Consider the following 12,711-nt stretch of genomic DNA (forward strand, 5'->3'; position numbering starts at 1 on the left):
TGTTTAAGGCTTTACGACTCCGCCGTTTGGATCACCTGCAGCTGGTGCACCCTTGATCTTGTTGTACTCTGCGTACTCCTTGACTTGCGTACCTGTTACCAATGCCTTGGTGCGTGTCTTTGAACCTGCGTCTACATGTGCTTCCGGAGAGAAGCGGATGTTGACTTTCTTGATGTTCTTGGCAGGTGTGAACTCCTTGATACTGTCTGCGCCTACACACTTCAGTGTGAGCTTGAACGCGCCTAGTCCTGCGATCTTTACGATTTTTGAGTCCTGAAGTTCGGCTGTCATCACCTCTGCAAGTTCTGTGAGTACTGCTAGTACATCACTCTTTTTAACAGAGCAGTTTGCCTGAATCTTTTCTGCCATGTCATCAAGTTGAGCTATTCCGTGATAGACGGCACGAGCGTAAAACTTGTTATAGGTTTTCAGATTCTTTTTGTTTTTGTTCATGTAAATTTTGTAATTCAGCATGTTTCTTTTTCCTTTCGTTTTAAATTGTTTTTTTACTGTTTGAGACTTGCTGAAAGCATCATATATGTGCACCTATAATGTTCCTCCTTTCATTAAGCCCAGTCACCTGATTTTCAAATGACGTTACAAAGGTACTCGTATTTTTTAAGGCTTGCAATGAAATACTCGTTGGGGTGTTAGCCAAAGTAACGTTGACATGAATCTTAATATGACAATAGTTAAATACTACATAAAGTAAAATATATAAGCAGACTTCGATATTAATTTAAATCACGCTGGCATTATTTCTACTTTTATATTGCATTTTCGTGAAATATTCACAAAAATAATATATAAATTAATCATTTATAATATTTTATTTGTAGCTTTGCACACAGAATATAATAAATAAGACTATGATAGCAGAATTCAAAATCAAGAACTTCTATTCGCTTAAGGACGAACAAACACTTAGTTTCATCCCAACGAATGACAAGACTTCTGAAGACGTTTACACTGAGAATGTAGCCGATGGCATTCGTTTGCTGAAAATCGGATGCATCTATGGTTCAAATGCTTCAGGAAAGACAAATATCCTGCATGCTTTAGATTTCTTCTCACATTTCATGGTTGATACTAGCCAGAAAAAAGGTGATGAAACTGGTGTTATTCCATTTCTTCTGGATAACGTTTCAAATAAAGAAAAAACAGAGTTTGAAATGACATTCTATCTTATGCAAGAAAGATATAAACTGAATCTTATACTTGATCGTAAAATCGTTTATAAAGAGATATTACAGGTATATACTTCTCCTCAGCCTACATTATTGTATGATAGGACATATAATGCGGATACAGATTCTACTGAAATAAAATTTGGCTCAAAAGCTGGTCTGTTGAAGAAAAAGCGAGATGCTATTGAAGGAAATACCATTAGTAATCGATCAGTAATTGCAGCTTTTGGTATTTCTAACGTGGAAAAAAGCAAGCTAAATCTGGTGTACGAAATGTTTTCAAATCACATTGCACCAGCCATGTTACCAACAAACTCACTTATGGGATTCATTAAAAAGAATCTTAGAGACCGTAGAAATGATAAAATGAAAAAGTTCATCCTTCATTTCTTGAAAGCATCAGATTTCAATATTTCCGATATATCAATACATGATGAGGAAATAAAGATAAATTCGGATATGGAAGCATTTATTAGAAATGCACCAAGTATGTCAGATAAAGAAAAGGATGAAATCATCCAAAATGGTACTATCAAAAGGGAAGAATTATTTTTCACTCATCATACTACTAATGGGGAAGCAGAACTCAACGAAGAATTGGAGTCAATGGGAACTAAAAGATATATGGGACTGGCAACAATACTTTATGATTTGTTGGCACGTGGTGTTTTTCTCCCTATTGATGAAATAGAAACAAGTATTCATTATGAACTACTTTCATACTTCATTAGAGTGTTCCTTGTTAATAGCAAGAAGCATTCACAATTGATTATGACAACTCACGACATCAATCTTTTAGATGAAAATTATATTCGCCGAGATACCATTTGGTTTACAGATAAGAACGACTGTGGAGAAACTCAACTCCTTAGACTATCATCACTGGGGCTGCATAAAACCATTTCTGTTTACAATGCATATAGACAGGAGAAGTTAGTTGATCTTCCATTCACTGAAAGTATCTATATAGATAAAAATTTGTACGATGAAGAATCAGAAAACTAAACCCATTAGAAAAAGTATAGCTGTCATTGGTGAAGGATTGACGGAATACAGATATATTGAATCTATGCGAACAAACGAGCGCTACCGATTTCACTTATTTCCAGGTGTTCCCAAACATTCCGATATCAATGATATGGTTGCATTGGCACAGAGAAGACTCAACGAGGGTTATGACTATGTACTCTGCCTTGTAGATATGGACGTAATATTAAGCAATCAAGAAAAGTTAAGACAATACAAACTATTACAGAAACAAAACCGTAAAATTGAGTTCATAGAGTCTAACCCATGTACGGAATATTGGTTCTTGATGCATTACATGCCTCACTCTTCAAGTAAGGAGTATCCTACATACGATGCTGTAGCAAAGGAACTGCGTAAATATATCCCCGATTATGACAAAAGCGAGGAATTCTTCAACAAGACAGATATATACAAATATCTAAAAGAAAATAGCGACATGCCCCGTGCAATTGAGATCTCGCGAGATTTAGACCATTTGAGAGAGAATGAACCAGATGTATATAAGTCTTATTCACAGATGTACAAACTATTTGATAAGATACTAGAAATAACACAGAAAAAATAACAAACATATATGAAACTTTAATGCAGCTTACTGCATTCGTCTGCGTAATCTGCGCTATCTGCGGGAGAATATCACGCAAGCGTACTCAAGCTATATTGCACAAAGAACCCCAAATATCTCCCGCAGATCACGCTGATAATCGCAGACAAACCACAAAACCACAACCTCATTTCTCTGCGGGAGAACTCCCGTTCCTCCTCGCGCACGTACATAGGGTTTTCAAGAAATACTAGCGTCTAAGCGTCTTGTCATTGATTATCAACATGCTACGTTTCAAATCTTCATTAATCAAGTGGCACCATCGTGTCATTTGTAGCGATGTCATAACGGCGAGACTTTCCCCTTGTCAGCTTAAACTTATTCCTCATCAGAATATGTCCTACACGCATGATGTTGCTGTTGTTGATGCTGATGTTACGATACTTCGTTTTCATTTTCTGCACAATCTCCGTTGCCGTGAGACGCATCGCCTTTTCCTCTTTCGCAGGACGATGAAACATCTCAAAGAAAATGTCATCCATGCAGTCAATCTGTAGAAAGTCGGCATTAGCAAGCTGAATCTGATGTTCCGCCTCGTTGTCGAAATATGTTCTCGCTCCCGATTTTATTTCCTCAACTGCCTGCGCATACATCTGTTCATAGTTCACTGCCGTGCTTGTGTCTATGCGTTCCTTTACCCTGATACACATGTATCGTCGTGAACCGGTATAGTCTATCAACGGTTGAGGATTGTTGGTCGTACCGATGAAGGCAGCATATCGCTTGTGCTGCTGCGTGATACTCTCATATAGATTGCGGAACTTCACGTCCACTGCCTGCAACATGTATTTAAGAAATGCTGTCTGGCGCTTTGAAATACTGTCATATTCATCTATGTTTATCAATATAAATCGGCTCAATGCCTTCACGGCATCCTCCTTCTTCGTGAAGTCCACACGGTCTGTGTAGTAAATCTGCTGTTCGTCAGGGATGATCATTCTGCAAAATGTTGACTTTCCGTCTCCCTGTTCGCCTACCAACAGCGGAACAAGTGAATTACCGTGCATGGAGTTCCTGCGCATCCATTGGCTCACCATACCGATAAACCACAGATGAAAGTTCTTCACCCAGTCCTGGTTATCCGTTTTCACCCTCTGGGCAAACTTGTCTATGCGGTCCTCGCCATCCCATTTTGGTAGATAAGTTATCCAGTCGGCAATCGGGTCGTAATCTTCTGTGAATGATGATTCTATGAATCGCTTCACGTCCTTGTCCCATGCGTCAATACCCTCAGCCTTTGCATTGATTGTTATCGTGTTGAGAACCTCTTTTGTAACCGAGTTCCACGAAAATATAAAACTGTCACGTTCCCTGTATTCGCAGTCGTTTGTGATCTCATTCTTGCGGAAAGCATATCTCACGGCAAGAAACGTGCGCAGTCTTTCCATGTCAATAGTCATCTTTGATACCGCACAGTCTGATTTTGGCGCACTCGTGTCATAGACATTGCGGAAGCAGTTGCGCACGATATAATCAAAATTACAATATGGCGCATGTCGCATCAGTCTCTTGATGCAGAACTCCTCCGCAAGACCGTTGCGCTGACAGTTTTTCGCAAGTTCCGTCACAATCTCGTCCATATCCATATCCACGGCATTGTTGATTAGATTCAGAAATATTGTCTGAAACTTCGCCATTGCCATGTGCTGCTTTTCATAAAAAGGAATCACGCCACTCTCCCTGCCTGCATTGTAGCTTGTCTTCTTCATCTGATAGCGAATCTCACTTTTCACCCTTTTCTCAACGCCTTCATGTGGCTGCTGAAGAATCATCGGTATAGCACTGGCATTAAGAAACACATGCTCGTCCGTGCTTATTCTGCATACAGTCTGGGTGGTAGGCACTGTTCGCTCGCATTTGATGCCAAGTTCCGCCTCGTAAAACTTAGCACATGTGAAGTAGGCATGCTGATGAAAGAAGCAGATGTCCTGTTCTGTCTGTGGCAGCGTACCGTCTGGCAGAGTAAATGCCACTACGATTTTCAGCGACTTCGCCGATGCTCCGGTAAAGCACATCAATGTCTGCGGAAGTCCCTCTGCAAGAAACTTCAGATTGTTCAGCCAACCGTCCTCTGCCTTGAATGACAGCAATACATAGCCCGTGTACTGTTTTCTGCACAAAGAAAACTGTATCTGTGGCAGTTCTGCCGTCTCAGTCAACTTCATACCCGCAATATTGGGGTATGAGTTGAGGGCATATCGCAGTTTATTGCACTGTTTTTGGTATTTTTCACCTCGAATCATGACAAACAAATCGTCAAGACTCGTCAATTTTTGTTTGATTTCCTGTTTTGTCTTATACAAGACATTGATTTTAGATATTTTCATTCTGTTTTTTCGTTTTTATGAGCTAAATTTCCGTTCTACGAAGCATTGTTTGCGTTTGTACGTGGAAACGTTTCTGTTGCTACGACATAAAGTTTGCGTTTCATCGATCAAACGTTTCCGTTTCTACGTAGAAACGTTTTTGTTATTTGCCATTTTACCGACAGTATGTTTTTGAAAAACAGCATCTAATACGTTGATTATCAGCAAATAGACGTTTCGACGCTTATTAATTTGTAAAACCTATGTATCATTTTCCAGTTCTCTGAGTATGCGCCTTACCCGTGAGGGTTTGATGTAGTACTCGTATTTACACTGGTTGCATACCTGTCGATAAGTTCCAGACTTCATGCGTTCTAACTTCTGTTTAGGAAGTTCACGCCCGCATTTCTGGCATCTGATTGTTTCGGGGAGGGTTCCCCGATTGATAAATTTGACATAATCGTTGTTTTAATTGTTAATATTTAGAACGGGCATTCAGTAGGAGGCTTTGGGCTGAAGTCAATCTCCTGAGAAGTGGCTTCATGCTTCGTCCAGTCGCTCTCATCCTCACTGATGGGACTATACGTCTTATCGAAGTTCTGATTGCAGCCAGCATACCGCATGGTGTCCGTAGAATACTTCAGCGCAACGGTACCCGTCTTTCCGATCTCATTCCAACGGCACTTGATGCAGTTCCAGTACGTTACTTCCTTCAGCGGGTCCTCGTCCTTCTTGCGGTCAAGCCAGAACACGTAATCACTCTTGTTTCCGAAGTCACTGCTACCAAAGATGTCGTTGATGGTGAGCTTCGTCTTGTCGTCAAACTTGCGGGGATGATGCATCATGAACACAGGCACTTTATACTGATGGGCGAACTGTACAATCTTCATCAGCAGCATCGTGTACTTCATTGTGTCCGTGATGCCTGTCTGCTCTGGTAGCTGAATCCAGTTGAAAGGGTCTATAATCAGCATGTCGCACAGTCCCTGGTAATACTCCTGCTGCGCTATATGCAGGATGCCGTCGATGTCGTTGGTCACGTTTGCGTCAATCTCACGGATATACTCCCTACAGATTTCCTTTCCTCGCTGATAGGCTGGCTCAATCAGTTTGCCCTTGCTGAACTCCTTACCAGTCATAACGTTGATCATCTCAGAATAGTGACGGGCTGTAGGATATTTCTCTGGACTATAAACGAGGATGTGCGTGCCGTAAAGATGCACCATGCTCATCATGATGAAGTTCATCATCGTTGACTTTCCACTGCCCGGAGCGGCAAAACCAAGATAGATCAGTCCGTCCTCAATCCTGAAGATGTTGTTCAGCTTCGCCACGTGCAGGTCCTTCGCCTTTGGCAGTCCGTTCTCGTAAAGGTCATCAAGCTGTGACTCCACCGTGTCCAGTTCCACGAGTCCCGCAATGTTCATCTTCTTTGCGTGCTCAATGCACCACACCACGGCATCCCTGCCTTTCTCCATAAGCATCTGGTTGGCATCCTTGGCACAGTGCATGTTGTCCTCGCCCTCGCCATCCTTCCATCTGTAAGTCCAGTCAACGCTCTTCATCCGTGACTCCCCGAAGTAAGCAGCAACCTTGTTGCGTGCCTCAATACCAGGCTCATCTGTATCTCCCGCATAGATAATCGTTGCACCGCTGAAATAGTCCTTGTATTTGTCGAAACATCGCAGGTCGCTCTGTGCCCCGTTGGGTAGACTCACCACCGCCTCATAACCACATTCGGTGCAGGCTGCCGTGTCCATCATGCCCTCTGTGATGAGTATCTGCGAGGCACCTATGGCACTGTTGATGTTATAGGGAATCTTCTCGCAGCCCTGTTCAAAGAAGAACTTCTTTTCGGTCTTTGAAGCCAGTTTAAACTGCACGTCAACGGTGTTGCTGCCGTCGATGAACGGGAATCCGATATACTCCTCCTTTGTCGTTCCGTGCTCAATCACCCTTGTCCTGATGCCAAGTTTATGTGCCGTCTCGGTGCTGATGCATCTGAATTTGAGATACTCCATCGTCTTTGTACCGAAGCTGGGCATGAAATAATCAGCCGTAGGCAGGTTGTATTTCTTCTTGGCATACCGCTTTTCCTGTCCTTCCTTCCATGTCTTGAAATGGCTTTCAAGTAGAAACACCGTTCCGCATCTGAAGCAGTGTCCCCAACCCGTATCAAGGTCAATGCTCACGCAGTCGGAATTGGGCTTGTTGCCCTCGTGGCTGCTGCATTCAGGACACTTGCATCTTATCTTTCCGCTCGTCTTTGCGCTTGTGGACCGTGATATCTGTAAATCCTCCTTTGCTACAACCTTGTGACCGTAGCCGTCATCATAAGTCTGTGCCATGTCATTTCATGTTATGAATTCGTCTATATTCGTCATAATAGTCAGACCGTGCAGCCATTTCAGGGTCCATTTTGAAATCACCAACTGGAATAAATTCAAGTTTTATCCAGCTCCATATCGTGTTTGGATCAATCTGCCGTGGAGCATCAGGCGGTATAATCTGGTGGTGTGAATCATATCGTCTGCCGTTTTCTTTGTAGTCATAATAATCGTCTTCGCAGCATTCCATAGCGGTCTTCCTCACCATTTCGTCGTATTTGTATTGCTTGTAGTATTCATCAAACGCCTCCCTTGTCTTGCGTCCCTGTTGGAGCAGATTACAGAAATACCACCTTGCGTTTTCATCCGTGTCAAAGGTCTTGCCCTTTGCCTTACACTGCATGCCGAACCACTCAATACAGGCATCGGCAACAGTCTTGTCGGTAAGGTCAAGAGCCGTGACTCCCGAAATGGACTTCACCCAGTCGGCGTCAGCAAATGATTTTTTGATAGAATCAGAAGAAGAACCAACGTTTGCGTTTACGTCGTTGCTTTTAATATTCGTAGTCGTAGACGAAGAATATCTTTTATCTTTATCTATATTTTCTTTATCTCTATTTCTATCTTTATGTTCTATATAGTGGGGGTGCTGATTTTCAACGAGTTGCGGAGTTATTTTTGCAACTTTTTTTGAAAATGTTGCAACTTTGTTGGAACTTTTTTGATTTTTCTTACAACTTTCATTGGCTTTCTTTGTGCTTTTCCACCCTCCAACACACTCCTTAATCTCATCATCCGAAGGGTGTTCTGGCAAGCCAAGCGTAGAACGCAAATAAGGACTGTAAAAAATATCGGTGTCTTTTGGACTGCAAAACAATCCATAGTTATTGATTATCTCAAGCAGGAACTTCTTATTCTTTCCCATTGCTCTGGCAAGACTCGGGATGCTGATATAACTTCCCAGTCCGTTCCTGCGGTCAACGAGATACTCAAAGATGAACATGATTGCTCCACGTCCTTCAAGTCTGTGATTAATATCTAATTTCTGCATTTCCTCACTATTAAGGAAATTTGATGATAGCATATAGTATTTCATGATTCTTGTTAATGTTTAGCTGGATAATTTTCTATTCTCATTTTACGATTCCTTTCGTTACGTTTAATTGAAACGTGAATCCAAAAAGAACCACCTCTTCGGTATTCGAAAAGCAGTTGATCATACGGACAAAGATTCGTAATAAAGTCAAAATATTTTCTGGCTATATATGAACTGTTGCAATGTATGTCGGCAGCTTCACCAAAAAGGTGTTGAGAGTTTCCAACTCCATTAACTCGCTGGTTAAGTACAGGGCAGCGAAAACCGCTGTTAATTTTGATTACGCCAAAATTACGGCGTAAAGGTTCTAGGATTTTTTCACACAGATATTTTAAGTTTTCAATCTGTGTTGCGTCGGGGGTATTGTCGATGTTGTGGTTTTCAGCAGTATCAGAACGCATCATTTCATAAAGAGTAAAATGCTCAGTAAGCCTTTTCTCTTTTGCTTGTTCAAGTGTCATTATCTTATTAAAAAAAAGGACAAAGCTACCGCTAGAGTGATTATTTGTCATTCTTTAAATAGTGGCTAAAACTTAGTCGTTAGTTATACTAATATTTACATACCATATAATAATAAAATAGAAATTTCTTTATTTGCCCCTACCTTTTGCAGTAGGGGCAAATGTAATTTAATGTGGGTTATTGTTTTAATCATACTAATGGTTTTAGTTGTTTAAATTCATATACAAATTTACGAAATATACAAGCGATATAATGCAAAATGTCGAAAACTTGTAAAAATATATAGTCGTTTTTACACAGTTTAACTTTCGAACAGTTTTTTGTATGACTTATACAACAAACTAGACGCTTTTTTCTTCTTTCGCTGCTTCATCTGACAGATACGCAAATAAGGATATTGCGGACTATTTATTTCAAAATAATCAAATGCCATTTTGCAAATTTCCAAGAATGTTGGTGTGTTTCCATCGTAATCTTCAATTAGTTTACATACATGCAGAGCATAGCACAGTTCAATCAGTTCTGACTTTGTGCCACTCCAATAATATTTTTGATTATCCATATTAAGAATCTTTTTAATTGTTAATAATATTGTTTGTTTACCAAAGCAAAACTGGTATCAGGCTCGTGTTCATGTAAAGGGACATAGATTTTTTGGCAAATCATGGACTCACCCCGTCTAATCACATAGTGTTCTGACACGGCATTTTGTATGGTATGAGATCGTACACGTTGCCACATCAAACTTATTGAGTCGTTCAGACATGAGGCAGGCATACCGATTCCCATACAGAATATATTTTTCTGTATCACAAAGGTATAAAAATATATTTTAACAACAAAATATCAAACAATGTATATACAATAAAAATCCATATTTTTGCATTCTACAGTTAGACATAAATACAGCAAACAGACAAAGTGTATGATAACAGGACACTTTCATCAACTTTATCATTTTTGTTCGCTCATTAGCGAAAATATAATACAGACCATGTAGTTACTATATGGAATATTGTTCTCGTTTGCTTGATTGTTTTTCCTTATATCGTAATATAAACGGCCTATTCTCCCGCAGATCTCGCAGATTTACGCAGACAAAAGACTGTTTGGTTAAATGAGACGAACAACAATAACGGCCGTTCTCGCGTTTCTCGCGGAAAATAAATGCAGAAACTAAAGAAATTCGCTTGAGTTTATTGCTCACATAGTTTCGGAAAAACTTGCATGAAACCGCACCTAAAGGTACCAGGAAAAGCTAGCAAGAAATTCCCTTGAGAAATTCCACTCACGCAACTTTCTTGTATCTTTTTCGTGGCATCTTTAGATGCGGTTTCCTAATAATTAACAAAATAACGTGAGCAATAATGGGCCGTTTTTCCTTCGTTTCAGAATTTTATTTCCGTGAGAACGGCCGTTTATGTTGTTTGCAGTTTATCTGCGTAAATCTGCGAGATCTGCGGGAGATAATGCCGTTCACATATACAAAGAACGAGCAATAAAACAAAAAGGAAAAAATAAAAGGAAAAATAAGCAATCCGCGGGCTCTTTAAAAAAAGAGCCCCCACACTCGCGTGTGAAGGCTCTCCAATACATCCCCACTGGGATGTACTCTTCTAAATCGAAGTTGACTTAGAAGAAAATGAATAGAACTAACTATCCATTAATTATTTATAGTGATAATTATTTAGACGTCCTTCGGTTCTCACGAACCTACTCTTCACATGAACGAGCCACGAGGGACATCGTAGAATTGAGTTATATCTTTTTTATCATACAGTTACAGATGCCTAACACGATAAAAGTATCTTTATAAATAGGGAAATGATCGGATTGCGACATTGTTAGTATTTAAACCACCAAAAGCTGTGTTATTTTAATAGATAAAGTTATTAAAAAGCAAGAACCGCCCGGACATAACACCCACCGTTCTTACTGGTGTAGGCTATGTACAATTGAGCAACATTGATATATATGATGACACAACTAGTAACAGATAACTCTGACGCTGACCAATAATAACCATCTGAATTTAATGGTATACCGCCTGCTGCTGATATTGCATTATTAACTTTGGTTGTTACTGTTCCATCGCCATAAAGGTTACCATATACTTTATTGGAAGTTTGCTGACCGCTAAGATCAACCTTACCAAGATTTGCACAAACATCCCACCATTGACCGATACTTGGAAGATACCAGCCACTGTTTTTAAATCCAGAGATGTTTACATTATAATTATTGGCTAACTGCCATGCGGGATAGGTAGCGTTTGATTTATCGTAATTCATAATAAACGTTCCATAATAGCCAGCATTGATATCATTATAATATGCTGAGAATGTTTGAACCTTTGTCAAGTTTGACTCATCATTAGTAGTTTTATATGCAAATGTACTAGTTGACACATTTTTCAGCGCAAGTGCATAACCATGGGTATAACCTGCATTGTATTCCGTTGAACTAAGCTGGTTGGAGAATACGATGCCAACTACTGTATGACCATCAGTAGTAGTACCAGTTTTACCATCACTGTACAAATAGGTTCCTACTACTGCAGTGCCTGTCACAGCCGTAGTGCGCGTGTCCTGTACTGTCGCTGTATAAGTTACTCTTGCGTCTCCATTACCACCGTTTGCACCAAGATTTATAGTGCAATTGTAGTTCAAGTTGCGGTAGACATTAAAATTAGTAAGATCGGTTAATGGATTGGCTACATTCGTCATTCCGCCAAGATAGATTCTATAAGTGGATTTCCAACCACTACCCTTAGCATTGACAAGAAGGTAACTAGCTGTAGTGGGAGCATTACTGCTATTTCTGGACTTCTCGTCTGTGACACTGTTGCTGCTACCACACAGGTTCTCGTATACATAATAAGTCTTTGACAAGGATGCCAGGTTTAGACCACTAACAGCAGCAAAGTCGTTGTAGCTATCCGAACCTGCAGGAGGACCAACTACGGTAGAAGCTGGGGGGACAGGGACATGACTGTCTGTTATATAACTACTAAGAGGGACATGGCAGAGCTGATACCCCGTAATCGTTACACCAGCAGCTGCATTTATCGTGAAGCTAAACTTGCCGCACTGATGATATAAGGTAATTGGTATTTTATTACTATTGGGGATCTCGGCGATTGCCTTACCTACCATTAAAGCTCCATTACTGCCAGATATGCTGCCGTCACTCTCCAAAACGGAAGGTGAAGAGATCGTGGTACTCATGTTGTTAAGCTGATCAATGGTATTAATTCCAGCGAAGTAACCCTCAGGACCTGTATTGGCAATAGCATAGATGGTGCTTCCTGAGGCGGAACGCGCGGTTACGGGAACATCAACTGGAATAGAAGAAACCGGGAACACATACTTGCTGCCGATAAGAGACCCTCCGGCATCAAAAACAAGTATGGTGATATCGTTCACGGTATTCTCATTGTCTGCAGTTATCGAGCGCGTTTGAGCCCCATCGTTGATATTGAAAGTAAGACGCACAATGGTACTGTCTGAAGAACCCTTAGAAAAGGGTCCTACGGAGTCATCGGTGACACAGGAACTTAAACCCAATGCCATCAAAAGTAACATCAATGAACCAAATGAGGCTAGTGAGGTATATATGTTTTGTATGTATCGTGTATAGTGTTTCATCCTTATTATTATATCCTTATTATCAGTTCTTTTCATCAGTTCCATATCATCAT

9 protein-coding genes are annotated in these 12,711 nt (G+C 40.5%); 2 read left to right on the forward strand and 7 right to left on the reverse strand.

Going from position 1 to position 12,711, the window contains the following annotated elements:
- Window positions 1-3: 3 nt before the first annotated feature.
- Window positions 4-453 carry an HU family DNA-binding protein gene (locus prwr041_RS01785; protein ID WP_237072279.1) on the reverse strand — a complete coding sequence of 150 codons (450 nt, stop codon included), beginning with the start codon at window positions 451-453 and terminating at the stop codon, window positions 4-6.
- Between the two features lie 416 nt (window positions 454-869).
- On the opposite strand from prwr041_RS01785, the gene prwr041_RS01790 reads away from it, so the two are divergent.
- Together prwr041_RS01790 and prwr041_RS01795 are read left to right on the forward strand one after the other, a co-directional pair.
- Window positions 870-2,192 carry an AAA family ATPase gene (locus prwr041_RS01790; protein ID WP_207154621.1) on the forward strand — a complete coding sequence of 441 codons (1,323 nt, stop codon included), beginning with the start codon at window positions 870-872 and terminating at the stop codon, window positions 2,190-2,192.
- Window positions 2,173-2,781 carry an RloB family protein gene (locus tag prwr041_RS01795; protein WP_207154622.1) on the forward strand — a complete coding sequence of 203 codons (609 nt, stop codon included), beginning with the start codon at window positions 2,173-2,175 and terminating at the stop codon, window positions 2,779-2,781. Before prwr041_RS01790 ends, prwr041_RS01795 begins: the two co-directional genes overlap by 20 nt.
- Before the next feature lie 284 nt (window positions 2,782-3,065).
- Here prwr041_RS01795 and prwr041_RS01800 read toward each other — a convergent pair whose 3' ends face one another.
- From prwr041_RS01800 to prwr041_RS01825, 6 genes are all read right to left on the reverse strand, one after another.
- On the reverse strand, window positions 3,066-5,147 hold the full coding sequence (locus prwr041_RS01800) for a VapE domain-containing protein (protein ID WP_207154623.1): 2,082 nt from the start codon (window positions 5,145-5,147) through the stop codon (window positions 3,066-3,068).
- 461 nt (window positions 5,148-5,608) lie between these two features.
- Complete coding sequence (locus prwr041_RS01805) at window positions 5,609-7,474, reverse strand: bifunctional DNA primase/helicase (protein WP_207154624.1); 1,866 nt, start codon at window positions 7,472-7,474, stop codon at window positions 5,609-5,611.
- Between the two features lies 1 nt (window position 7,475).
- Window positions 7,476-8,549, reverse strand: coding sequence for a hypothetical protein (locus prwr041_RS01810; protein ID WP_237072280.1), 1,074 nt, complete (start codon window positions 8,547-8,549; stop codon window positions 7,476-7,478).
- A gap of 8 nt (window positions 8,550-8,557) precedes the next feature.
- The gene (locus prwr041_RS01815; protein WP_207154625.1) at window positions 8,558-9,010 is read right to left on the reverse strand and encodes a D-Ala-D-Ala carboxypeptidase family metallohydrolase; all 453 of its coding nucleotides are present in this window, start codon (window positions 9,008-9,010) and stop codon (window positions 8,558-8,560) included.
- Window positions 9,011-9,312: 302 nt separating this feature from the next.
- A complete protein-coding gene (locus prwr041_RS01820; protein WP_207154626.1) occupies window positions 9,313-9,573 on the reverse strand; it encodes an RteC domain-containing protein in 261 nt (86 codons plus the stop codon).
- Between the two features lie 1,330 nt (window positions 9,574-10,903).
- Window positions 10,904-12,703 carry a DUF4906 domain-containing protein gene (locus tag prwr041_RS01825; RefSeq protein ID WP_237072281.1) on the reverse strand — a complete coding sequence of 600 codons (1,800 nt, stop codon included), beginning with the start codon at window positions 12,701-12,703 and terminating at the stop codon, window positions 10,904-10,906.
- Window positions 12,704-12,711 lie beyond the last annotated feature (8 nt).

Source organism: Prevotella herbatica (assembly GCF_017347605.1).
Lineage (GTDB): Bacteria > Bacteroidota > Bacteroidia > Bacteroidales > Bacteroidaceae > Prevotella > Prevotella herbatica.